Origin of the sequence: Mameliella sp. AT18 (assembly GCF_028807275.1) — a bacterium.
Taxonomy (GTDB): domain Bacteria; phylum Pseudomonadota; class Alphaproteobacteria; order Rhodobacterales; family Rhodobacteraceae; genus Antarctobacter; species Antarctobacter albus.
Map to the genome: position 1 here is coordinate 1 of NZ_JARAMO010000013.1, position 23,237 is coordinate 23,237.

The window sequence follows — 23,237 nt, forward strand, 5'->3', positions numbered from 1 at the left end:
TCGGTGTCATCAAGGGGCGCGGCAATGGGTCGGGCAAGGTCATCGGGCTGCGCGCCGACATGGACGCGCTGCCGATCCATGAACAGACCGGCGTCGAATACGCTTCCAAAACCGATGGCGCCATGCATGCCTGCGGCCATGACGGGCACACCGCCATGCTGCTGGGCGCGGCAAAGTACCTGAGCGAGACGCGGAATTTCGACGGGACGGTCGTCGTGATCTTCCAACCTGCCGAAGAAGGCGGCGGCGGCGGCAAGGAAATGTGCGATGACGGCATGATGGAGCGTTGGGGCATCCAGGAGGTCTATGGCATGCACAACTGGCCGGGCCAGCCGGTGGGCAGCTTTGCCATCCGCGAAGGCGCCTTCTTTGCCGCCACCGACCAGTTCGAGATCAACCTCGAGGGCCGTGGCGGTCACGCGGCCAAGCCGCATGAGACCGTGGACACGACGGTGATGGCGTCCCAGCTGGTGCTGGCGATGCAGACCATCGCGGCGCGCAACGCCGACCCGGTCGACCAGGTGGTGGTCTCGGTCACGTCGTTCGAGACGTCCTCCAAGGCCTTCAACGTGATCCCGCAAAAGGTTTTCCTGCGCGGCACGGTGCGCACCCAGTCGACTGCGATGCGCGACCTGGCGGAACAGCGGATCAAGGAGATCGCGGCGGGTGTCGCGGCCACCTATGGCGGCACGGCCGAGGTGATCTATCACCGCGGCTACCCGGTCATGGTCAACCACTCCGAGCAGACCGAGTTCGCCCGCGACGTGGCCCGGGCCGTGTCCGGCGGTGTCGACGAGGCGCCCATCGTCATGGGCGGCGAGGATTTCGCCTACATGCTGGAGGAGCGCCCGGGTGCCTATATCCTGGTGGGCAACGGCGACACGGCGATGGTTCACCACCCGGAGTACAACTTCAACGACGAGGCGATCCCGGCGGGATGTTCCTGGTGGGCGGAGATCGTCGAACGCCGGATGCCGCTGGCGTCGTAAAGGACGGCAGGGCGCCGCTTGTGCCCCCGTTCGGGGGCACGTCGCCCCGCCCGCCGTCCCACTGTTCCAAGTGGGGCGTAAGGAGCCAGTTCGTCACACTGGCGGTGTGCACCGAAGGATGCGAGGGGCCAGCCTCTCGCGCTCGCCGGAGTATTTTGAGAGAGAAGAAGCAGGGGCGCGCGCCCTGGGTGTCACCCGACGCTCAGCAGCAGGCGCACCAGCGCCGTCTGGGCGTTGACCCCGGTCTTTTCATAGAGCCGGGACAGGTGCGTGCGGGCGGTGTTGACACTGATCCCCAGCGCCTCGGCGGCCTCTTTCGGTCCCTTGCCATCGGCGATCTGGCGGGCCAGCCGCACCTGGCCGTCCGACAGCCCGTAGACCGCCTGGGCCACCGTCAGGCGGCGGTCGATCTGGGCGTCGCCGTCGATCCGGACGTAGGTCGTGCCGTTGCGCACCGAGAGATGCACGATCGCCAGCCCGCCGGTGTCGGTCTCTCCCAGGATCGCCGGGTAACCGAAGGGGCCGCCGGTCTCCTGGGTGAAGCGGTGCAATTCGAAATAGCCGTGGTACTGCCCGGCGCGCCTCAGCGCCTCTTGCAGGGCCCTGTCCCAATCGCGCCGGTGGGCGCGCAGCCGGCCCGCCGACAAGGTCAGCAGCGGGTGATCCTGCAGCCGGGCCAGCGTTACGGGGCTGGCCCAGAGCAACTGGCCCGTGGCATCGACCGAGATCGCCTCGTCGCCGCCGGGGTCGCCGTGCCGCATCACGAAGGCGGCGTAGACGATCCGCCAATCGCCCGAAATCCGTTCCAGGATCCGCGTTTCGAAGCTCTCGATCCGGGCCGACCCCGGCGGCGCAGCCCATTCGTCGTAGACCACCCAGGCCGTGTCGCCCGAGAGGGTGATGCGGAGGTTTTCCTGTCCGAAGGGCACGTTCGGGCAGCCGATGCCGCTGTCCATAACGTGTTTCATGTAGCGCGAGATCTGGGCCCAGCCGCTGTGGACGGTCAACCCGGTGGCGGGCGAGACATAGACGTCCCGCGTGCGCGGCTCCTGCACCCAGCAGCGGGCCCAGGCCGCGTAGTCGCGCTGTTGAAAGGCCGTGGTCTCGGCGCGGATCACCGCCGCGACGGCGGCGCGGTCGGGATCCTGCGCAGGGGGGACGGGCTGTGGCGGGCGGGTCATGTGCATTGGTCTATCCCTTGTGGCCTTCGGTGCCAAACCCGCCGCAGGGCGCGGGCGAGGGGAGGCAGCAGGGCGGAAAGGCCGGGACGCCAGCCCTGGCCGTGTTCCGCGTAGAAGGCCTCGATGACCCGGGGGCTGTCGCTTGGTCCGCGGGGCAGGGGGCGGGTGGCAATGAAAAGGGTCGGGTCCATGATCTGTCTCCGCTGTCGGTGCTGTACGCATCCTGCCCCATGCGGAGCGGCAAGCATGTCATGCGGAACGACCACGGGGGCGCAAAAAAAGCGCGGGCAGGGGGCATGCCCGCGCCTGGTGTCATGGGGCGCCGGGATCGTGGCGGCGCTTCTTGCTGGTCGAAATCTCGCGCACCATCTTGCCGAAGGCCTTGCCGCGCGCCCGTGCCTCGGCCACGGTTTCGCTGTTGTAGCGGTCCTCGCGCCGCAGCTTGTCCCAACGCGCCAGCCGGTCGGGATCAAGCGCGCCCGTCTCGATGGCGGCCTGTACCGCGCAGCCCGGTTCCCCGGCATGAGCACAGTCGCGGAAGCGGCATTGGCGGGCGAGATCCTCGATGTCCTCGAAGACCGCGCCGATGCCCTCGTCAGCATCCGCCAGTTGCAGCTCTCGCATCCCCGGCGTGTCGATCAGCCAGCCGCCCGCCTGGGTGGGCACCAGGCTGCGCGCGGTGGTGGTGTGGCGGCCCTTGGCGTCATCCTCGCGGATACCCTGGGTCAGCTCGTGTTCGCCGGTGAGCGTGTTGCGCAGCGTGGTCTTGCCCACGCCCGAAGAGCCGACCAGCGCCAGCGTCTGCCCGTCCTTGCACCAGGGCGCAAGGCGGGCGACCTCGGCCGGGTCGGTGGCGTCCAACGCGATGGCGGTCACCAGCGGCGAGAGCCGCTGTGCCCGGCGCAGGTAGTCGTCCGCGTCCCGGGCCATGTCGGCCTTGGTCAGCACCACCAGCGGCAGGCAGCCCGCGGAATGGGCCAGCGCCAGGTAGCGTTCCAGCCGCGCGATGTTGAAATCGGCGTTGCAGCTGGTGACGATGCCCAGCGTGTCGACATTCGCCGCGATCCGCTGAAGCTTTGCCTCGCGCCCGGCGGCGCGGCGGGTGAGGTCGCTGGTGGGGTCCAGCCGCCGGACGGCACGGCTGCCGTCACTCAGCACCCAGTCGCCCACGGCATAGGCGCCGGTGGACTCGACGGGCAGAAGGGAGAGGGCACCCCCGGGCGTCAGCGCGCGCAGGCGGTCGCGGTGCACCTCGGAGAGGCGGGCAGGGGCCAGGCCCCGGTCATCGTCGCCCAGCTGGCGCGCGAAATGGGCCGACCATCCCAGGCCGGTCAGATCAAACTCTGTCAATGTTGTAGGTCCCGTTCAGACATGCAGGTAAAGGCCACGGCAGGTGGCCTGAAATGCGTGCACGGGCGGCGGGCTGAAAGTTAGCGCGCGGCCCGGAGGGTCGATGCAATCTCCATCATGGCCTCCGTCCTGGGTTCGGGTTCACGGCCAATCTAGGCGCGGCACCGGCCCGCCGCAAGCGCTGGTGTTCCGGCGCGGGCGTTGCTATGCCGCGCGGGCAACACCAAGGCGGGGGCGCAGCGTGACGGCCATCAACATCATGTGCATCAAGTGGGGCACGCTGTTCGGCCCCGAGTATGTCAACCGGCTGTATTCCGGCGTGCGGCGCAACCTGTCGCGGCCCGTCCGTTTCATGGTGATGACGGAACACGCCGAGGGGCTGCACCCGGATATCGAGGTGCTGGACCTGCCGGTCGAACCCTATGCCGAGCCAATGAACGCGGCGCTGGCGGTGGCCAACCGGCAGGGCGCGATGCGCAAGACTTCGCTGTTTCGTCCCGGGTTGGTGCCGGACCTCGAAGGGCCGGTGCTGGGCTTTGACCTGGACGTGGTGATCACCGGCGGGCTGGACGAGATCCACGACCTGGCGCCTGGCACCGTGGCGATGCGCCATGACTGGACGGAAAAGCGCAAGGGGCGGCCCACCGGGCACGGGTCGGTCTTTCGTTTCGATCCGGCGCAGCACGGGTTCCTCTACGAGGATCTGGCCGCCAACCCCTATGAAGAGGTGGAAAAGGCGCGCGGATCGGAGCAGCGCTATACCTCGCACAAGGCGATGGACCGGGGCGTGTTCACCTATATTCCGGGCGAGTGGGTGGTGTCGTTCAAGTACGACTGCAACCCATTTCCCGGCAATTACCTGCATGCGCCGCGCCTGCCTGCGGAGGCCCGTGTGGTCTGTTTTCACGGGCGCCCCAAGATGACGGATGCCCTGTCGGGGTATACCGGATCTTTCATCCGCTATTCCAAGCCCTGCGACTGGTTGCAGGAACACTGGATCGACCGCGCCCGCGCAGACCTGGGCGCGGACTGGGCCTGAGGCGCAAGACATCTCCCGCCCGGCAGTCCGGATCACGGGGACCGAAAGACACACCATGACGATCACCCGGCAAGACGAACTCGACGGGATGCAGGCCATCGGCCGCATCGTGGCCAACACCCTGCAGGCGATGATCCGCGCGGCAGAGCCGGGCATGACCACCCGCGAGTTGGACGACCTCGGGCGCCGCTTGCTGGATCGGGCGGGGGCGGCCTCGGCGCCGGAGACGACCTATGACTTTCCCGGCGCCACCTGCATCAGCGTCAACGAAGAGATCGCCCACGGCATTCCCGGCGACCGCCTGCTGCGCGCCGGGGATCTCGTGAACATCGACGTCTCGGCCAGCAAGGATGGCTTTTTCGCCGACACAGGTGCCAGCTTTCGACTTGCGACGGCGCAGCCTGACCGGCTGTGCAAGGACGGCCACCGCGCGATGCAGATCGGCATTGCGCAGGTCGCCGCGGGCAAGCCGCTTGCGGGTATCGGCGCCTCCATCGGGCGCTTTGCCGAAAAGCGCGGCTACACGCTCATTCGCAACCTCGCAAGCCATGGCGTCGGGCGGAGCCTGCACGAGTATCCGGAGGAAATCGCCACATGGCCCACCCGGGCCGAGCGCCGCCGGATCACCAAAGGGCTTGTCCTGACCGTCGAACCCTTCCTGTCGCGCGGGGGACGGATGGCGGACGAGGCAGGCGACGGCTGGACCCTGCACAGCGTACCGCCCGCCGAGACCGTGCAATTCGAACATACGGTCGTCGCCACGCCGCGCGGCGCCAGGATCCTGACCCTGCCGGGCTGACATCGGCGGTCCGCCGGCATCCTGGCCAAGGGTCTTTGCCTTGTGGTGCAGCCCGTGGGGCGGCGCGGTGACCCGAGCCTTGGCCAGATCGCAGCCACTGCACGCCGCGCGGGCCTTGTGCGGCGGTCGGTTGTCTGCCGACGGGGGCGGCATCCCCTTGCCCCTGCGGGGCTTCGCGCGGTATGAGCGGAAAAAGAATGTGAGAGAGAGGGCAGGCGCATGGCACGTCGCGTAGTTGTCACCGGGCTGGGGCTGGTCACGCCGCTGGCTTGCGGAGTCGAAGAGACCTGGAGCCGGATCCTGGACGGCCAGTCCGGGGCGGGCACCATCAGCAAGTTCGATGCCAGCCACCTGGCGACGACCTATGCCTGCGAAGTGCCCTACGGCGACGGCAGCGACGGCACCTTCAATCCCGACGACTGGATGGACAAGAAGGAACAGCGCAAGGTCGACGAATTCATCCGCTTCGGCATCGCCGCCGCGGAACAGGCCGTCACCGACGCGGGCTGGAAGCCCGAGGGCGAGGAAGACCGCCTGCGCACCGGCGTCATGATCGGGTCGGGGATCGGCGGGCTGAACGCCATCGCGGAAACCGCGCTCCTGATCCGTGACAAGGGGCCGCGCCGGGTGTCGCCCTTCTTCATCCCCGGCGCGCTGATCAACCTGATCTCGGGCAACGTCTCGATCAAATACGGGTTCAAGGGGCCGAACCACGCGGTCGTGACCGCCTGTTCCACCGGCGCCCATGCCATCGGCGACGCGGCCCGGCTGATCAAGTACGGCGACGCGGACGTGATGATCGCGGGCGGCGCCGAGGCGGCCATCAGCGAAATCGGCATCGCGGGCTTCAACGCCTGCAAGGCGCTCAGCACCAAACGCGGCGACGACCCCAAGGCGGCCAGCCGTCCCTATGACGCCGACCGTGACGGCTTTGTCATGGGCGAAGGCGCCGGTGTCGTCGTGCTGGAAGAATACGAGCACGCCAAGGCGCGCGGCGCAAAGATCTACGCCGAAGTGGCAGGCTACGGCCTGTCGGGCGACGCCTATCACATCACCGCCCCCTCCGAGGACGGCGAGGGCGGCGAACGCTCGATGCGTGCCGCACTGCGGGACGCGGGGATCGAGGCCACGGCGCTGGACTACATCAACGCGCATGGCACCTCGACGATGGCCGACACCATCGAACTGGGCGCGGTGGAACGCCTGCTGGGCGATCACGCCACCAGCGTCACCATGTCCTCGACCAAATCCGCCACCGGGCACCTGCTGGGCGCCGCCGGCGCGATCGAGGCGATCTTCTCGATCCTTGCCATCCGCGACCAGGTGGCCCCGCCGACAATCAACCTCGACAACCCGGCGGTGGACACCCCCATCGACCTGGCCCCAAATGCCAAACGCCCGCGCAAGGTGACCTACGCCCTGTCCAACTCCTTTGGTTTTGGCGGCACCAATGCCAGCGTGGTCTTCGGCAAGGTGGAGTAATCCCGCATGTGGCGCAGCATCGCCTCGAACGCGCTGACCTTCCTGGTCGTCGCGCTGTTTCTCTTCGGCGGCGTCCTGATCTGGGCGCAGCGCGAATACCATGCCCAGGGTCCGCTGACCGCACCGATCTGCCTGGAGGTGCCGCGCGGCACCAACATGCGTGCCGTCTCCGAGGATCTGTCGGACCAGGGCGCGGTCAAGAGCGCGATGATGTTCCGCGTCGGTGCCGATTACGGTGACAAGACCCAGGCGCTGAAGGCGGGCAGCTACCTTGTCCCCGAGGGCGCCTCGATGTCCGAGATCACCGACATCGTCACCCGCGGCGGCGCCTCGACCTGCGGCACCGAGGTGGTCTACCGCATCGGCATCACCCGCGCGACGGTACAGGTCCGGGCCGTGGACCCGGCCACGGGCCGCTACGAGGAACAGGCAAGCTTCGACCCCGGCGAAGGCGACGCACCCGATTTCTATGCCCAGGTCAAGGACACCACCGGCACCCGGTTCCGCGTGGCCCTGGCCGAGGGCGTGACCAGCTGGCAGGTGGTCGAAGAGTTGAAACAGATCGACGTACTTGACGGAGAGGTCGACGTGCCCGAGGAGGGCAGCCTGGCCCCCGACAGCTACGAGATCCTGCCCGGCGACAGCCGCGCCGATGTCATCGCGCGGATGAAGGAACGCCAGGAGGTGATCCTGGCCCAGGCCTGGGCCAACCGCGCCTCGGGCCTGCCGCTGGAAAGCCCCGAAGAGGCGCTGATCCTGGCCTCGATCATCGAGAAGGAAACCGGCGGCCCGCAGGAACGCGGCGAGGTGGCCAGCGTCTTCGTCAACCGCCTCGACAAGGGCATGCGCCTGCAGACGGACCCGACGGTGATCTACGGCATCACCAAGGGCGAGGGGCCGCTGGGCCGGGGTCTGCGCCGGTCGGAACTGGATGCAGAGACCCCCTGGAACACCTACCGGATCGACGGGCTGCCGCCGACCCCCATCGCCAACCCGGGCCGCGCCAGCATCGAGGCAGCGCTGAACCCGGCGGACACGGATTACATCTACTTCGTGGCCAAGACGCTGGACCCGCGCGACGGACACAATTTTGCCGTCACGCTGGACGAGCACAACCGCAACGTCGCCGCCTACCGCGCGCTGGAGGCGCAGCGCGACCAGTAACGCACGCTGCCCTCACGGTTTCTAAACCGTGAGGGCGGATGCTCTCTCCCGCTAGCACTGAAAACCGGATCATGACCCCGCTCGGGGGCCTTTCGATCTGCGCGGAACGAGGGGGCGACGCCCCGAAAAGGGCCGGGAGTGACACCCCGGCAAGACCGATCCGTCCGGCGGCCGCCGTTTTCAGACATCCATGAGAGACATGTGACGACCCGCCCGGCCATTGCGCCGCCGGCGGGCTTTGCCGCTGGAAAAGCGGTTTGAAAACCGCTTCAACACTTTTCGAAAAGCGTTTCCAAGGCGCCTGTAAGCGCCTTGCGCCCGGCCTCAGCCGCCCGCGATGTCCCGCTGTTTCTTCTTCGTCAAACCGCCGAAGACGATCCGGTAAGAGGTCTCGATCCGGTCCCGAAGCTCCTCCTCGGGCACCGCCTCCCAGTCCACCCGCACCCAGGAGCGGTGGAAATAGGGGGCCTTGACCGCGCGCGCCATCTCGATCAGCAGGGCCGCATCCTCGACCGAGGGCGTCTTGACCGACACCCCGTCGTTGGCCACGCCGATGCAGGCGAACATCTTGCCCCCTACCTTCCAGGCATCATGCCCGCCACCCCAGGGATCGGATCTTTCCGCCCCGGGCAGCGCCTGGCAGATCTCGTTGACCGTATCGCGTCCCATGCCCGCAGGATGCCCCGGGCGCCGTGCCGGTGCAAGCCGCACAAGGATCTCGAAGAATATCTCTACAGATATGAAATGAAGCGATATTTTCCTCTTGATCTAAATCTAACTTGAGGAATTACGCTTTGCCCCATATTGCAATGGAAAGGACAGAGCCATGAACGCCCGCCTCGAACACGTCAACATCACCGTCCCCGACGCCCGCGCCACCGCCGATTTCCTGTCCCGCCTCCTGGGCTGGCACATCCGGTGGGAGGGCGCCTCGCTCAACAACGGCTATTCCGTCCATGTCGGCAACGCGGACAGCTACCTTGCCCTCTACACCCCCAAGGCGCCAGTCGCCGAGGCACATCCCCGCTACGGCAACGCCGCAGGGTTGAACCATGTCGGCATCGTGGTCGAGGATCTCGACGCGATCGAGACCCGTGTCCGTGCTCTGGGCATCGAGACATTCAACCATGCCGACTACGAACCCGGCCGCCGCTTCTATTTCGATGGGCCGGACGCGGTGGAATATGAAATGGTGAGCTACGGCTGAGCGTCACCGTCGTTTGGGTATTTGGACCAAGAAGAAGCCCCGAGGCGCGCGCTTGCGGTTTCTTCTTGGCAAAAATACCCCCGCCACGCTGGAAAGGCGCGGCTTGGCAGGGCAGGGGCGCCGTGCTAAGCCACGCCCATGACGACCGCTGCACATACCCTCTGCTGCATTACCTGCTGACACCGGTCGGGACATCCCGGCCATTGGCGGGACGGTCCTCTATTCCATTCGCATCATAGAGTTGCTAGGCCCGCCGCAAGATTTGCGAAGGACGAGGCCATGAACATCCGCTTCACCAACTCCCGGACCCGGAAGAAGGACGACTTCCGCCCCATAGACCCCGACAACGTGCGGATGTATGTCTGCGGACCCACGGTCTATGACCGCGCGCACTTGGGCAATGCGCGCCCGGTCCTCGTGTTCGACGTGCTCTTTCGTCTGCTGCGCCATGTCTATGGCCCGGACCACGTCACCTATGTGCGCAATTTCACCGACGTGGACGACAAGATCAACGCAACCGCGCTTCAGCGCAAGGAGGCGGGGGCATCGGGCACGCTCGAGGAGCTGGTGCGCGAGCGGTCGGACGAGACTATCGGCTGGTATCACGCGGACATGGACGCGCTGGGCGCCCTGCGGCCCACGCAAGAGCCGCGCGCGACCGAGTACATCGACGAGATGATCACCATGATCGAGGGGCTGATCGCCTCCGGTCACGCCTACGAGGCCGAGGGTCATGTGCTGTTCGCGGTCGAAAGCTATGCCCAGTATGGCGCCTTGTCTGGCCGGTCGGTCGAGGACATGATCGCGGGTGCCCGGGTCGAGGTGGCGCCCTACAAGAAGAACCCGATGGATTTCGTGCTGTGGAAGCCGTCTTCGGACGAGTTGCCGGGGTGGGAAAGCCCCTGGGGCCGGGGGCGGCCGGGCTGGCATATCGAATGCTCGGCCATGAGCTTCGCGCTCCTGGGAGAGAGTTTTGACATCCACGGCGGTGGCAATGACCTGACCTTCCCGCATCATGAAAACGAGATCGCCCAGTCGAAATGCGCCCATCCCGAGGGGGATTTCGCGCGGGTCTGGCTGCACAACGAGATGCTGCAGGTCGAGGGCAAGAAGATGTCCAAGAGCCTGGGCAACTTCTTTACCGTGCGCGACCTGCTGGACCAGGGCGTGCCGGGCGAGGTGATCCGCTTTGTCATGCTTGGCACGCACTACCGCAGACCAATGGACTGGACGGCGGAAAAGGCGCGAATTGCAGAAAGCAAGTTGCGTAGGTGGCGGAGCATCGTGGAGGGCGTAGAGCCCGGGAAGCCGCTGCAAGAAATTCTTGATCCGCTCGCGGATGACTTGAATACCGTTGTCGCGCGTGACCGCTTGGACGCAATGTCCAAAGCAATTGAACTCAATCGTCGAAATCCAGACCAAGCACGCGAGGCTCCTAGTCCTGCAGATTTTTTGGCGAGTGCAAATCTACTAGGCCTTCTGACCAATGCGCTCTCCGGTTGGGAGACGGTCTCCGTCGATCTTGCAGCGCTTGCGGACCGTCTGGCCGAGGCCCGCGCCCAGGCCATGCAGAGCAAGGATTTCTCCGAGGTAGACCGGATGAAGCAGGCCCTCATCGAGGCGGGGGTCGAAGTGCGCATGTCCAAGGCGGGGGTGGACCTGGTGCCGGGCGCCGGGTTTGACGCGGCCAAGCTGGAGGGGCTGGAATGATGGCTGCAAACAGAGCCACCCGGCGCGCATGCGCCATGCCCGACCTCCCCCCGGGGAGGGCATTCGTTGGCAATATCGAAGTGAGAGCGGCTTTGGAGCTTTGGAGTGCAAACGCCGGGACTGCGTCAGGGCCCTCCCGAGGTCGGGCATGGCGCATGCGCGCCTCCTGTCTCGCCCAACTCGGGGGAAGGTCATGACCCGCGAACGCCTCTACCTCTACGACACCACGCTGCGCGACGGGCAGCAGACCCAAGGTGTCCAGTTCTCCACTGCCGAAAAGCTCAAGATCGCCGCGGCGCTCGATGCGCTTGGCGTCGATCACATCGAGGGCGGCTGGCCCGGGGCGAACCCGACCGACAGTGCCTTCTTCGAGGAGGTGGGTCAGACCCGCGCCACCTTGACCGCCTTCGGCATGACCAAGCGCGCGGGCCGCTCGGCGGCCAATGACGAGGTGCTGGCGGCGGTGACGAATGCGGGCACACCTGCCGTCTGCCTTGTCGGCAAGACCCATGATTTCCACGTCACCACCGCGTTGGGCATCACGCTGGAGGAGAACATCGCCAATATCGCCGCCTCGGTCTCGCACCTCGTGGGGCAGGGGCGCGAGGCGCTGTTCGATGCCGAGCATTTCTTTGACGGCTACAAGGCGAATGCGCCCTATGCACTGGACTGCCTGCGTGCCGCGCTGGAGGCGGGGGCGCGCTGGATCGTGCTCTGCGATACCAACGGCGGGACCTTGCCGCATGAAATCGGGCAGATCGTGCAGGATGTGATCGAAAAGGGGGTGCCCGGCGATCACCTGGGTATCCACACGCACAACGACACGGAAACCGCCGTCGCGGGGTCGCTGGCGGCGGTGATGGCCGGGGCGCGCCAGATCCAGGGCACGCTGAACGGTCTTGGCGAACGCTGTGGCAATGCCAACCTGACGGCGCTGATCCCGACGCTGCTGCTGAAAGCGCCTTACAAGGACCTGTTCGAGACGGGTGTCAGCATGGAGGCGCTGGCCGGGCTGACGCGGACCAGCCGGATGCTGGACGACATCCTGAACCGGGTGCCGCAGAAACAGGTGGCCTACGTCGGCGCCTCGGCCTTTGCGCACAAGGCCGGGCTGCATGCCAGCGCGATCCTCAAGGACCCGACCACCTACGAGCATATCGACCCCGGGCTGGTGGGCAACCGCCGCGTGGTGCCGATGTCGAACCAGGCGGGCCAGTCGAACCTGCGCCGCCGCCTGTCGGAAATGGGGCTGGAGGTCGACAAGGGCGATCCGGCGCTGGCCCGCATCCTCGACCGCGTCAAGGCGCGCGAGACCGAGGGCTATTCCTACGACACCGCGCAGGCCAGTTTCGAGCTGTTGGCGCGGGACGAGCTGGGGATGCTGCCCGAGTTCTTCGAGGTCAAGCGCTACCGGGTGACGGTGGAGCGGCGCAAGAACAAGTACGACAGGATGGTCTCGCTGTCCGAGGCCGTTGTCGTGGTCAAGGTCGATGGCGAGAAGAAACTGTCGGTGTCGGAGTCGATGGACGAGGCGGGCAATGACCGCGGCCCGGTGAACGCGCTGTCCAAGGCGCTGGCCAAGGACCTAGGCCGCTACCAGGAGGCGATCGACGACATGCGGCTGGTCGACTTCAAGGTGCGCATCACCCAGGGCGGGACAGAGGCCGTGACCCGCGTGATCATCGACAGCGAGGATGGACAGGGGCGGCGCTGGGCCACGGTGGGCGTCAGCGCGAACATCGTCGATGCCTCGTTCGAGGCGCTGCTGGACGCGGTGCGCTGGAAGCTGGTGCGCGACGGGGGGCAGGGCTGATGGACTGGGAGGCCTTCTTCGCCGTCCACAAGGACCTGCCGCGCGAGGGGCCGGGCAGCGCGGAGGACGTGGCCTGGGCGCTGGAGCTTGCCGCCTTGCCCGAGGGCGCGGCGATCTGCGACGCGGGCGCGGGTGCGGGGGGTGACGTGGTGGCATTGGCGCGCGCGGGCCGGGTGCTGGCGGTGGACCTGCAGGAGGGTTTTGTCGCGCAGATGCAGGCGCGCTTTGCCGACCTGCCGCAGGTCACGGTACGCAAGGACGACATGGGGCGGATTGCCGAGTTCGCCGAGGCGCCTTTTGACATGATCTGGTGCGCCGGGGCGCTTTATTTCCTGGGGCTCGAACCCGGGTTGGAGGTGATGCGCGGGGCCTTGAAACCCGGCGGCGTCATGGCCTTTTCCGAACCCTGCTATTTCACTGAAACGCCAAGCGCGGAGGCGCGTGCCTTCTGGGAGGACTACCCGACCCGCGACCGCGCGGGCATCGCCGCAGCGGTGGCGGCGGCGGGGTTCGAGATCCTGGGCACGCGCGATGTTTCGGACGCGGGCTGGGAGGCCTATTACCAGCCGATGGAGGCGCGGATCGATGCGCTGCGCCCCGGGGCGGATGCAGGGCTGACCGAGATGCTGGACCTCTGCGCGCAGGAGGCGCGGGCCTGGCGCGCGGTGCGGCATGAGACCGGCTATCACCTTGTTGCCGCGCGGCGGCTGTCATGAGCTGGGAAGAGGGCAGCGACCTTTACGCCTGCGCGCAGATCGTCGAACGCGGCGACCCCGAGCGGTTCGTGGCGGCGATGGCGGCGCCGCTGCCGGCGCGCGCTGTACTGATGCCGCTTTATGCCTTCAACGTCGAGGTCAGCCGGGCGCCCTGGGTCACGCAGGAGCCGATGATCGCGCAGATGCGGCTGCAATGGTGGCGGGATGCGCTGGAAGAGATCGGCTCGGGCGGGTTCATCCGGCGGCACGAGGTGGTCACGCCCTTAGCGCAGGCGCTGGCGGGGGTGGATGTGTCCGGTCTGCAAAAGGCCGTGGAAGCGCGCGAGGCGGATCTTGAGCGCGCGCCCTTCGGGAATGAAGCCGCGCTGATGGATTACCTGGACGCGACGGCGGGGCACTTGGCGCTGGCGGCTCTCTCGGCTCTGGGGGCACGGGTGGATGAGGCGGCGGTGCTGGCCCATGCGCGGGCAGCGGCGCTGGCGCGGTATTTTCAGGCGGTTCCGGAGCTGGAGGCGCGCGGCAAGCTGCCCCTGCCGGACGGGCGGGCAGAGGCGATCGCCTCCCTGGCCCGCGCGCGGCTGGAGGAAGTGCGCAAGGTCCCGTCGCTGCGGGCGCTGCGGCGCGGGCACGGGGTGGCTGGCGCGGCGCTGCGGGAATTTGCGCAGGGAAAGCCGCTGCTGGCGCTGGCGGCGCGCGATCCGGCCTCGGTGGGCGAGGGGCGGTTGCGGCTCAGCGAGTTTTCCCGCCGCTGGCACCTGCTGACAAGCTGAGGCGCCGGGTCAGGCCCGGCACGGGGTCACGCCTCGGCAGTGTCGCGGGGGCGCATCACCAGCCAGATCAGCGCGCCGCCTGCCAGCACGAGGAAAGGCGCCATGGCGAGGTTGACCGCCGTCCACCCCTGTTGCGCCGAGCCGCCCGAGCAGTTCATCAGGCCACCGCTCGCCAGCGAGGCGAAGGTCACACCGCCAAAGACGATGAGGTCGTTCAGACCCTGCATCCGGCCCCGCTCATGCGGTTCATGCGCGCCCGCGAGCATGGTCGTGGCGCCGATGAAGCCGAAGTTCCAGCCCAGGCCCAGCAGCACCAGCGCGACGAAGAACTGTTCCAGCTCGACGCCCGACAGACCCACGACGCCCGCGCCGGCAAGGATCACCAGCCCCAGCGCCATGATCTTTTCGACGCCGAAGCGGGCGATCAGGTGGCCGGTGAAGAAACTGGGCGCGAACATGGCCAGGACGTGTGCGGTGACGACATTGGCCGCATCCCCGGTCTCGAACCCGCAGCCCACCACCGCCAGCGGCGTCGAGGTCATGACAAGGTTCATCAGCGCGTAGGACACGGTGGCGCAGATCACCGCCACGGCGATGCGCGGCGTCGTCAGCAGTTCCCAGCGGGAACGGCCCTTGGGCGCGTCCTCGGAGGGGCGCGGGGGGCGCGGGATGTCGAGGAAGAGAAAGAGCATCGCGCCGATGACGTTGATCGCCACAACGGCGGCATAGGCGCCCAGGAAGGGCACCACGAAGGCATCCGAGGTCGCCTTGACCAGCTGCGGGCCGATCACCGCGGACAGCAGGCCGCCCGCCATGACGTAGGAAATCGCCTTGGGGCGGAAGTCATCCGAGGCGGTGTCGGCGGCGGCGAAGCGGTAGAACCCCTGCGCCGACATGTAGGTGCCGGTGATGAGAGAGCCCAGGAGGAAGATCGGGAAAGACGCGATGTAGAGCCCGTAGGCGCCGACCATGCCCCCAAGCGCGCCCGCCCCGGCGCCGACAAAGAACCCCGCGCGACGCCCGTAGCGCTGCATCAGCGCCGAGACTGGCGTCGCCGAGAGCATCGAACCCAGCACGATCAGGGAGATCGGCAGGGTGGCGAAACAGGCGTTCGAGGCCAGCGACTGTCCGGCCAGCCCGCCGATGGTGAAGATCATCGGCATCTGCGCGCCGAGGATGGCCTGGGCAAGCACCAGGACGGTCACGTTGCGCTTGGCGCGGCTGTCGGTGGGGGGCACTGTCACGTCACTCATGCGCATGGGTTAGGCGGCGCCGCTCATATGGGCAAGAGGGAATATGTCGCGCGGTGGAACAGCGGGCGCGCCGCGTGGCCGATGACGTAGCGTCATTTCGCCCAGGGATCGCCCGGCATCCTGGGGCGGAGGGGGGCGCAGCCCCCCGTCTCCCCTTGGTCGACTCCCCCGGCGATATTTTGAGAGAGACGAAACACGGGCAGTGGCCATGCGGGCTCCGCCGCGCCCTGGGAGCGGGACGAGGGCCGGCGCTCGTGTTTCCCTTTCCCGGCGGGCTGTTCTATGGGGAGGCCATGACGGGGATCGTGATCATCGGCGGCGCGGCGGAAGCGCATGAGCTGGCCCGGGCCTTGCCCGGTGCCCATGTGCGGCTGCCTACGCGTGAACGTGTCGCGCGGCGCTGGCCGGGGCCGGTGAGTCTCGGTCCGGTGACGGCGGATTGGCTGCGGGACAGCGGCGCCCGCGTGGTGGTCGAGGCCGGGCATCCCTGTGACGTGGAAACCGCCTTTGCCGTGGCGCGGGCCGCGCGCGCCACCGGTCTGCCGCTGCTGCAGCTGGTGCGCCCGGAGTGGCGGCCCACCCGCCGCGACCGTTGGGTGGCCTTGCGCGATGTCCGCGCGGCGGCGGAGGTGATCCCGGCGCGCGCGCGCGTGCTGGTGGCCACGGGTCGGGCGGCCCTGCCGGGGCTGCGGGCGCTGCGGGCCCATGTGCTGATGCGGCGCATCGGCGGCGGGCAGGCGCCTTTCCCGCTGCGCCGGGGACGCTATCTGCCTGCCGACGGGCCATTTACCGTCGCCGAGGAGATCCGCCTCTTGCGGCGCGAGCGGATCGACTGGTTGATGGTGCACAACGCGGGCGGCCCGGGCGGCTGGCCCAAGCTGGAGGCGGCGCGCCGCCTGCATCTGCCGGTGGCCATGATCGCCCGTCCGCGCCGGCCCGGCGGGCCGCGTGTCGCAAGTGTGAAGGAGGCCCTGGCATGGCTGAGGATGCACAACCTGTCGGACGGCTGATCCGCTCGGACGCCTGCGTGGCCGAGGGGGCGGCGTGGCTCGCCGCGCGTGAGCCGCGTTTTGCCTTTGCGCTGGACCGGACCGGGCCCTTGCCGCTGCGGCTGCGACCTGACGGATTCGCGCAGCTGCTGAGCGCGATCGTCAGCCAGCAAGTCAGCGTTGCCTCGGCCCGGGCGATCCAGGCCCGGCTGGAGGCGGCGGGCATGGTCACGCCCCAGGCGGTGGCGGAGGTGAGCCATGACGATCTGCGGGCCCTTGGCCTGTCGCGCCAGAAGGCCACCTATGCGCAGGCACTGGCACAGGCCGGGATCGACTTCGACGCCCTGCGTGCCATGCCGACCGAGGCGGTGATCAAGCGGCTGGTGGCGGTCAAGGGGATCGGCGTCTGGACCGCCGAGATCTATGCCATGTTCAGCCTCGGGCGGGCGGATGTCTTTGCTCCTGGCGACCTGGCGCTGCAGGAAGGCGCGCGGGTGCTTTTTGACCTGCCAGAGCGCCCGCGTGAAAAGGCGCTGCGCGAAATGGCCCGCGACTGGGCGCCCTGGCGGTCGGTTGCGGCGCGCGCGCTCTGGGCCTACTACCATGTGGAGAAGAAGCGCGAGGGGATCGCATGAAGCATGTTCTTGTGGCCGTCGGGGTCATGGCGGCGGCGCTGTCCGGCGCCGCAGAGGCGCAGGATATCAATACCTGTGACCGTGTTGGCCCGGATGGCCACGGCACAGCGGACGAGGCGCGGCTTGCCCCCTATGCGACCTGAAAGGAACGGGCCGCGCTGCCCTCCGACCGGCTGCTCTACCGGCTGGACGGGGGGAGTGTGGGACATTTTCCCAGCGGCTGGACGTTCAACACGCAACAGATCCGCCGAGTCATGGAATTTCGCATCAACGACACCGCGCTACAGGACAATGCGGGCGCGGTCGAGGTCTGCTTTTTCGAGAAGCGCTGACCGCAAGCACATCACAGGAGACAGGGCATGACACGAGTATTGCAGACGGGCCGCAAGGGGCCGGTATCGGGAGAGATGCGGTCCTGCGTCGTCTTCCTGCACGGCTATGGGGCCAACGGGGCGGACCTCCTGGGGCTGGCGGATCCGCTGGGCGAACACCTGCCCGACACGCTGTTCGTGGCCCCCGACGCGCCCGAAGCCTGTGCCGGGGCGCCCTTCGGGTTCCAGTGGTTCCCGATCCCCTGGATCGACGGCTCGTCCGAGGAAGAGGCGATGGCCGGCATGGCGCGCGCGGTCGACGACCTGAACGCCTTTCTCGACGCGCTGATGGTGGACGAAGACCTGCTGCCGGAACAGGTGGCCCTGTTCGGCTTCAGCCAGGGCACGATGATGAGCCTGCACGTCGGCCCGCGCCGCGAGGACGAACTGGCGGGGATCGTCGGTTTCTCGGGCCGCCTGTTGGCGCCGGAGCTGCTGGCGGACGAGTGGAAGAGCAAGCCGCCGATCCTGCTGGTGCATGGCGACCAGGACGACGTGGTGCCGCCGCAATCGCTGCCGCAGGCGGCGGAAGCGCTGCAGGAGGCGGGCTTCAAGGAGGTCTTTGCCCATATCATGGAAGGCACCGCGCATGGCATCGCACCGGACGGGCTGGGCGTGTCGCTGGCCTTTCTGCGGGACAAGTGCGGGTTCTGACGGCGCGGCTTGTGAAAAAGGGGTGTCCTTGCACGGACAGAAAGATGACGTAATGTCTTCATTGGGTTGCAAAGGCGATTTTACTGTCCGTTAGGTCTTCGGCCCCGACGGTGGACGGGATTTCCGGACTCCGACAGGGCGGATTTCTTGCTAGACTGCCAGAGCGGATCCATTGACCGGAGCCGTTTTGCAAATGTCCTTTGCCCGTCTTTCGCTTGTTGCCATTCTTGCCAGCGCCCTTTCCGGTCCCGCCGCCGCATTGAACGAATGCGATTTCAGTTTCGACCTCGACCGTGAAAGCAGCGCCTTGCCGTCGATCCGCTGCAAGGCCGAGGACCTGAGAGGGTTCTGGCGTCCGATCAAGGAAGCGCCGGACGATGTGCAGCAACTGGCCAAACTCGTCGGACGGCTCGACATCTGTCTTGTGACACCGGACGGCAAACCGCGCACGATCCGGCGGGGCAGGCGTATTTTTCCGACCAGAGGTTTGACGAAGCCTTTGAGAAATACACTCGGGCCGCCGATACCGGCGATCCGGTTGCCCGGAACATCCTGGGTGTGATGTACGAGAATGGTCTTGGCGTGGAACAATCCGACACGCTTGCCGCGCGGTGGTATCGTAAGGCAGCGGACCAGGGGCACGCGAGTGCCCAGAACAGCCTTGGCGTAATGTACATTAGGGGGCGCGGTGTAGCACAATCCGACAAGCTTGCCGCACAGTGGTATCGCAAGTCGGCGGATCAGCGGTATCGGTATGCTCAGTACAACCTTGGCTTGATGTATGAAGAAGGGCGCGGCGTTCCCGCGTCACCCGCGGAGGCGGCCCGGCTCTATGTCGAAGGTCTCAAGCTGGGGGATGACTGGGCGGTCGAGCGGGATGTTTCGGACTGGGACCAGGCCACCACGCGCGCCATGCAGGAGAAACTGAAGAAGCGTGACCTCTATGATGGTCCCGTTGACGGGCAGATCGGCCCGGACAGTCTCGATGCCATGCGGACACTGCTGCCAGACTAGCCGCGTCAAACGGCCCCTCCCACCCGATTCATGCTACACTGGGCCCAGGGGCCGGGCGGCTCCGGTCCCGGCACAGGAAAGGCCCGTCCCATGATCATGCGCATCTTCCAGGTCACCATCCGCCCCGGCAAGGAGGCGGAGTTCGCCAAGTTCTTTCACGAAACGGCCATTCCGCTGATGAAAGGCACCGATGGCGTCGTCGACGTCTATCCCGGCGCGGCGCGCGCCGAGAGCCCGCGCGATTTCGCCTTTGTCATGATCTGGCGCGACCTCGACGCCCTCAAGGCCTTTGTCGGCGAAGATTACACCACACCCCATATCGACCCCGCCGAGGCCGAGCTGGTCGAGCATCGGCTGATCCGGCACTATGACCTGGTTGCGGCCTGAGCCGGATTTGCTGTTTCGGCGCGGCGGCGGGACTTGCCAGGGTGGTTGTGATTTCAGCTCGGGAGGATTTCATGGGCCCTCTGTTTGCCCTTGTCCTGATCCTTGCCGCCGGTGAGACCACCGCCCAGGATCTGCCGGTTTTCGATGGCGCCGATTTCGGCAAGGTGGTCATCGACAGAAAGCAATCCGCGCCGGGCACGATTCGCAACGAGGCCATGATCGGCGCACAGGGCATCGAGTTCATCTCGAACTACAGCGCCAATTCGCCCTTTGCCCGGCTTGGCCGTGCGGTGGGCAAGCTGGATATATTGACGGACAGAAACAAGTTCGTGCCCTGCACCGCCTTCCTGGTGGCGGGTAACAGGGGTGTGACAAACGATCATTGCGTGCCCGGCGTTCTGGATCACCCGAAGATCGGCGGCAATGCCATCGCGGCGGTGCGGTTCCATCTCGGCTTTGTCCGGGGCGGGGTGGACGGCAACACGCAGATCTTTGATGTCAGCCCGGTGCCGCTGGAAGCCAACGAGGCGCTGGACTACACGGTGCTGCAACTGCTTGGTGACGCCAACACGGAATTCGGGGCGCTGGAACTGGCGGCGGTCTCGGCCCGGGACGCGGACAAGCCGCGCGAGACACCAACGCCGCCCACGGCCGGGAAACCGGTTGCGCCTGCAAGAAGCGGCTGGACTGGCCTGCGGGTTCAAGACCTCGACGCGGATATCGCCAAGGCCTTGGGGGTGTCCGGAACCAGCGGCGTACTGGTGTCCGAAGTGCTCGATGGCCCGGTCAGGGCGGCGGGGATCAAGGCGGGGGACGTGGTGCTGGAAATGGGCGGTGAAACGGTGACCGATACGCGCGGGCTTGTCGCGATGGTTCTTGCGCATCGGGCCGGGGAGAGCATTGTCGTGCGGCTCAACCGCGCGGGTCGGGACCAGTCGGTAAAGGTCACTCTGGCCGAACCTCTCAACACGCGAGCCGAACCGCCATCGGACACCTCGGAGCAGGTCCTGCCGTCTGTGACCCTGGCCCCGATCGACACGGGGCGGCGGCGCGAATTCGGTCTGTCCGAGGACCGGCAGGGCCTCTTGGTAGTCGCCGTGGACGAGAGGTCCGACGCCTGGAACAAGGGCATTCGACCCGGCGACGTGGTCTCGGGACTGGACCAGAAGAGCGTTGGGACGCTCGCTGAAGCCGAGGCGCTCACCGCTGAGCTGCGCAAGCGCTGCAAGGTCTTCGTCCTCGTGTGGGTGTTCCGGAACGGGGAGGCCTGGTTGATTACCTCGGATCTGTAGGAAAAACTCCGGTGCCGACCAAAGCCGAAGACAAGGGCGCAGCGCGATCCGGGAGCCTGTCCCGCAAGTCTCGCCGGGACGGCAGGGCCGGCGCCCAAAGTGCGCTCCGGCGTGGTGGCCGCCTGCTGGCAGTGATGCGCCCTATATGTCGAGGAGCGGGGGTCATCCGCAGACAACGAGGCATGACCGGACCCGCAGCTGACAGGGGAGTGGGCAGGGCGTGCATGCCCATTTCCAGCCTGCCATCTGTCACATGCCTTTTACCTAAGCAGGCTACTCCTCGTTACGACCACTCTATCTTGCGGGACTTGCCAGAGGCAAAACGCGAGATATAGTGTTTCTCAGGCTGGGGCGGGTTCCCCGCTCTGGTGCTTACAGGTTGAGCAGGCAGGGCGAGGGAAGAGTCTCTCATGAACAGTGAGTTCAGGACACATTTTGTAAGGGAGCCGGGCGCTCTCAAACACCATCCAGCCTTGGTGCTTAACGCCGATTACCGCCCGCTATCCTACTATCCGCTCAGCCTCTGGCCCTGGCAGGACGCGATCAAGGCGGCCTTTCTCGACCGGGTCGACATCGTCGCCGAGTATGACGAGGTGGTGCGCAGTCCGAGTATGACGCTCAGGATTCCCAGCGTGGTGGTCCTGAAAGATTTCGTCAAACCTCAGAAGCGCGTGGCCTTCACGCGCTTCAATCTTTTTCTGAGGGACGAATTCCGCTGCCAGTATTGCGGCACCAAGACGGAACTGACCTTTGACCACGTGATCCCGCGCGCCGCGGGGGGCATCACCAGCTGGGAGAACGTCGTTGCCGCCTGTGCGCCCTGCAACCTGCGCAAGGGGTCCAAGAGCCTGCGGCAGGTGAACATGAGCCTGCGCAAGCCGCCGCGCCAGCCCTCGGCCTCGGAGCTGTTGAACATGGGGCGCCGGTTCCCGCCGAACCACCTGCACGACAGCTGGCTGGATTTCCTCTACTGGGATGCCGAGCTGGAGGCCTGAGGCCTAGCCGTCCCGCGCAAAGCAGAAAACATTCTGCGAAACCTCGTTGCGGTAACAGCGGGGAGGCGCGTCGCCCGGCTGCGCCGCGCCGGGCCAGTACCAGGGGATCGCCGTCGCGCCGTTGATCGCCAGCGCGCCGCCTGCCTGTTCCAGCCGGGTTTGCGCGCCCGAGGGCCATTCGAAAGTGTCGATCATTCTGCCGTCCGCCGCTGCAAGCCGCTGGCGCAGGCAGGGTTCGTCGTCACTCTTGACCGCCGGCTCTCCGGTGAAGACGTAGCAGCGCCCGGTTGCAGTCTGGTCGTCGGGCACGCGACCGTCGCGGGGCAGGGCGGAAAGCGGCATTTCTCCGGGCCAGGCCATGTAGTTCTGGAAGAAGCCGAAAAAGACCGGCGGTTGCGCGTCGCGGACACCGCCGACCCCCCAGACGGACTGGCGGATTAGCCGCGCGTTGCCCCAGAAGCTCTCGACCAGGCCCGCGTCCGGCCCGGAGGTGGCAGAGCCGCCGGTGCAGGTGCCCGCCGCCTCCATCCCGAAGGCGGTATAGGAAAATCCGGTGTCGGTGCGGCGCACTGCCTCGAAGGGCAGGCCGCCGCGCGACCAGGCGTCGGGATCGCTGGTCATCTGGTCCTGCACCTTCAGGTAGAGATTGTTGCAGCCATTGCGGATCGCCGCGTCGCTGATCCGGGTTGGCGGGGCGATGCCCAGGATGCCGATGTCCCAGCGCGCGGCCTCTTCGACGCGGGTGACATAATGCATGTCGATAGCAGGGGTGGCGTGCATCCGCGCCGCCAGCGAAGGCGCGAAACGGTAGGTCACGAGGTTGCGAAAGATCAGCTCGCTCACCGCGACGGAAATCTCGTAGGCACGGGCGACGGTCGCGGCGTCATAGCGGCCCTCGGGGACGGTCAGACTGGGCGCGTGAAAGCCAAGCCGCCCGTCGACATGCAGAAAGCGGTTCACCGAGACGCCGAAATCCGTTTCCGTCGAATGACTGCCCGCCATGAAGACCAGCGCACAGGCGCTTTCGCAGCGGGCGCCGGCGCGGATGACCGTGCCCAGGGTGCCATGGACCAGCCGGGTCAGCGCCATCGCCTCTGTCAGCGCGCCGCCGGGACTGTCGAGACAGAGGTTCATCGGCTCGTAGATGGCGACGTTGGGCGCGCCGCCCGCCGGAGCCTCGTTCACGTAGATCGTGTTGGCATAGCGCGGCAGGGATGCGGCCTGTCTGAGCAGCGCCAGCAGGGTGTCGCTGTCACCTTCGGCGATCTGGCCCTCCAGCGCGATGAGGCAGCCATAGTCCGAGTCCTGGGTCAGCGACAGTTGCGCCGACCGTGATGCGGTGGGCAGGGTCAGAAAGACCAGGGCGATCATCAGCAGGCGGTGCATGGGCGGCTCCTCTCTCCTCGGGTGGCCCTTCCGGGCCGTCC

25 protein-coding genes are annotated in these 23,237 nt (G+C 67.1%); 20 read left to right on the plus strand and 5 right to left on the minus strand.

Translation table 11 applies throughout. The features are described from left to right. Window positions 1-989 (plus strand): amidohydrolase (locus PVW46_RS01340; RefSeq protein WP_274574069.1); only part of this gene is annotated, 989 nt, incomplete at its 5' end. 191 nt (window positions 990-1,180) lie between these two features. Here the strand turns inward: PVW46_RS01340 and PVW46_RS01345 are convergent. Both PVW46_RS01345 and rsgA read right to left on the minus strand, forming a co-directional pair. Beyond that, window positions 1,181-2,170, minus strand: a complete 990-nt coding sequence (locus tag PVW46_RS01345; RefSeq protein WP_069208512.1) for a nuclear transport factor 2 family protein — start codon at window positions 2,168-2,170, stop codon at window positions 1,181-1,183. A gap of 312 nt (window positions 2,171-2,482) precedes the next feature. Further along, window positions 2,483-3,520 carry a ribosome small subunit-dependent GTPase A gene (rsgA, locus tag PVW46_RS01350; RefSeq protein ID WP_069208511.1) on the minus strand — a complete coding sequence of 346 codons (1,038 nt, stop codon included), beginning with the start codon at window positions 3,518-3,520 and terminating at the stop codon, window positions 2,483-2,485. 259 nt (window positions 3,521-3,779) lie between these two features. On the opposite strand from rsgA, the gene PVW46_RS01355 reads away from it, so the two are divergent. The 4 genes from PVW46_RS01355 to mltG all read left to right on the plus strand — a co-directional run bounded on the left by PVW46_RS01355 (window position 3,780) and on the right by mltG (window position 8,004). Then, window positions 3,780-4,559 (plus strand): glycosyl transferase, encoded by a 780-nt coding sequence (locus PVW46_RS01355; RefSeq protein ID WP_069208572.1) that lies wholly within the window; start codon window positions 3,780-3,782, stop codon window positions 4,557-4,559. Between the two features lie 55 nt (window positions 4,560-4,614). Further along, entirely contained in the window at window positions 4,615-5,358 is a 744-nt protein-coding gene (map, locus tag PVW46_RS01360) for a type I methionyl aminopeptidase (protein ID WP_069208510.1), read from the plus strand. A 219-nt stretch (window positions 5,359-5,577) separates the two neighbouring features. Further along, window positions 5,578-6,840, plus strand: coding sequence for a beta-ketoacyl-ACP synthase II (gene fabF / locus PVW46_RS01365; RefSeq protein ID WP_069208509.1), 1,263 nt, complete (start codon window positions 5,578-5,580; stop codon window positions 6,838-6,840). Between the two features lie 6 nt (window positions 6,841-6,846). Continuing rightward, a complete protein-coding gene (mltG, locus tag PVW46_RS01370; protein WP_274574089.1) occupies window positions 6,847-8,004 on the plus strand; it encodes an endolytic transglycosylase MltG in 1,158 nt (385 codons plus the stop codon). A 324-nt stretch (window positions 8,005-8,328) separates the two neighbouring features. Here the strand turns inward: mltG and PVW46_RS01375 are convergent, their stop codons facing one another. Beyond that, window positions 8,329-8,673, minus strand: coding sequence for an MmcQ/YjbR family DNA-binding protein (locus PVW46_RS01375; protein ID WP_043143319.1), 345 nt, complete (start codon window positions 8,671-8,673; stop codon window positions 8,329-8,331). Between the two features lie 157 nt (window positions 8,674-8,830). Between PVW46_RS01375 and PVW46_RS01380 the strand changes: the two genes are divergently transcribed. The 5 genes from PVW46_RS01380 (at window position 8,831) to PVW46_RS01400 (ending at window position 14,220) form a co-directional block, all read left to right on the plus strand. Continuing rightward, the gene (locus tag PVW46_RS01380; protein WP_043143320.1) at window positions 8,831-9,211 is read left to right on the plus strand and encodes a VOC family protein; all 381 of its coding nucleotides are present in this window, start codon (window positions 8,831-8,833) and stop codon (window positions 9,209-9,211) included. Between the two features lie 279 nt (window positions 9,212-9,490). Further along, window positions 9,491-10,921: a cysteine--tRNA ligase gene (gene cysS / locus PVW46_RS01385; RefSeq protein WP_069208507.1), complete on the plus strand. Its 1,431-nt coding sequence runs from the start codon at window positions 9,491-9,493 to the stop codon at window positions 10,919-10,921. Window positions 10,922-11,114: 193 nt separating this feature from the next. Then, a complete protein-coding gene (gene cimA, locus PVW46_RS01390; protein WP_069208506.1) occupies window positions 11,115-12,734 on the plus strand; it encodes a citramalate synthase in 1,620 nt (539 codons plus the stop codon). After that, complete coding sequence (locus PVW46_RS01395; RefSeq protein ID WP_274574103.1) at window positions 12,734-13,450, plus strand: class I SAM-dependent methyltransferase; 717 nt, start codon at window positions 12,734-12,736, stop codon at window positions 13,448-13,450. Before cimA ends, PVW46_RS01395 begins: the two co-directional genes overlap by 1 nt. Next, entirely contained in the window at window positions 13,447-14,220 is a 774-nt protein-coding gene (locus PVW46_RS01400; protein ID WP_069208504.1) for a squalene/phytoene synthase family protein, read from the plus strand. The genes PVW46_RS01395 and PVW46_RS01400 overlap by 4 nt, the downstream gene beginning before the upstream one ends. Window positions 14,221-14,246: 26 nt before the next feature. Here PVW46_RS01400 and PVW46_RS01405 read toward each other — a convergent pair whose 3' ends face one another. Continuing rightward, a complete protein-coding gene (locus PVW46_RS01405) occupies window positions 14,247-15,473 on the minus strand; it encodes an MFS transporter (protein ID WP_082024679.1) in 1,227 nt (408 codons plus the stop codon). 254 nt (window positions 15,474-15,727) lie between these two features. On the opposite strand from PVW46_RS01405, the gene PVW46_RS01410 reads away from it, so the two are divergent. The 10 genes from PVW46_RS01410 (at window position 15,728) to PVW46_RS01455 (ending at window position 21,810) form a co-directional block, all read left to right on the plus strand. Further along, the gene (locus PVW46_RS01410) at window positions 15,728-16,483 is read left to right on the plus strand and encodes a precorrin-6A/cobalt-precorrin-6A reductase (protein WP_083242196.1); all 756 of its coding nucleotides are present in this window, start codon (window positions 15,728-15,730) and stop codon (window positions 16,481-16,483) included. Further along, window positions 16,450-17,097, plus strand: coding sequence for a DNA-3-methyladenine glycosylase family protein (locus tag PVW46_RS01415; RefSeq protein ID WP_043143331.1), 648 nt, complete (start codon window positions 16,450-16,452; stop codon window positions 17,095-17,097). The genes PVW46_RS01410 and PVW46_RS01415 overlap by 34 nt, the downstream gene beginning before the upstream one ends. Beyond that, the gene (locus PVW46_RS01420; protein WP_274574126.1) at window positions 17,094-17,240 is read left to right on the plus strand and encodes a hypothetical protein; all 147 of its coding nucleotides are present in this window, start codon (window positions 17,094-17,096) and stop codon (window positions 17,238-17,240) included. Before PVW46_RS01415 ends, PVW46_RS01420 begins: the two co-directional genes overlap by 4 nt. 57 nt (window positions 17,241-17,297) lie before the next feature. Further along, the gene (locus PVW46_RS01425) at window positions 17,298-17,429 is read left to right on the plus strand and encodes a hypothetical protein (RefSeq protein ID WP_274574128.1); all 132 of its coding nucleotides are present in this window, start codon (window positions 17,298-17,300) and stop codon (window positions 17,427-17,429) included. A gap of 27 nt (window positions 17,430-17,456) precedes the next feature. Continuing rightward, a complete protein-coding gene (locus PVW46_RS01430) occupies window positions 17,457-18,122 on the plus strand; it encodes an alpha/beta hydrolase (protein WP_043143334.1) in 666 nt (221 codons plus the stop codon). A 172-nt stretch (window positions 18,123-18,294) separates the two neighbouring features. Then, window positions 18,295-18,684 carry a hypothetical protein gene (locus tag PVW46_RS01435; protein WP_139132257.1) on the plus strand — a complete coding sequence of 130 codons (390 nt, stop codon included), beginning with the start codon at window positions 18,295-18,297 and terminating at the stop codon, window positions 18,682-18,684. Next, the gene (locus PVW46_RS01440; RefSeq protein WP_069208502.1) at window positions 18,684-19,136 is read left to right on the plus strand and encodes a tetratricopeptide repeat protein; all 453 of its coding nucleotides are present in this window, start codon (window positions 18,684-18,686) and stop codon (window positions 19,134-19,136) included. Before PVW46_RS01435 ends, PVW46_RS01440 begins: the two co-directional genes overlap by 1 nt. A gap of 90 nt (window positions 19,137-19,226) precedes the next feature. Beyond that, the gene (locus PVW46_RS01445; RefSeq protein ID WP_043143338.1) at window positions 19,227-19,523 is read left to right on the plus strand and encodes an antibiotic biosynthesis monooxygenase family protein; all 297 of its coding nucleotides are present in this window, start codon (window positions 19,227-19,229) and stop codon (window positions 19,521-19,523) included. A gap of 71 nt (window positions 19,524-19,594) precedes the next feature. Continuing rightward, window positions 19,595-20,815: a PDZ domain-containing protein gene (locus PVW46_RS01450; RefSeq protein WP_069208501.1), complete on the plus strand. Its 1,221-nt coding sequence runs from the start codon at window positions 19,595-19,597 to the stop codon at window positions 20,813-20,815. 410 nt (window positions 20,816-21,225) lie between these two features. Continuing rightward, window positions 21,226-21,810 (plus strand): HNH endonuclease, encoded by a 585-nt coding sequence (locus tag PVW46_RS01455; RefSeq protein WP_043143340.1) that lies wholly within the window; start codon window positions 21,226-21,228, stop codon window positions 21,808-21,810. Window positions 21,811-21,813: 3 nt separating this feature from the next. Here the strand turns inward: PVW46_RS01455 and PVW46_RS01460 are convergent, their stop codons facing one another. After that, a complete protein-coding gene (locus tag PVW46_RS01460; RefSeq protein ID WP_069208500.1) occupies window positions 21,814-23,196 on the minus strand; it encodes a COG3904 family protein in 1,383 nt (460 codons plus the stop codon). Between the last annotated feature and the right edge of the window lie 41 nt (window positions 23,197-23,237).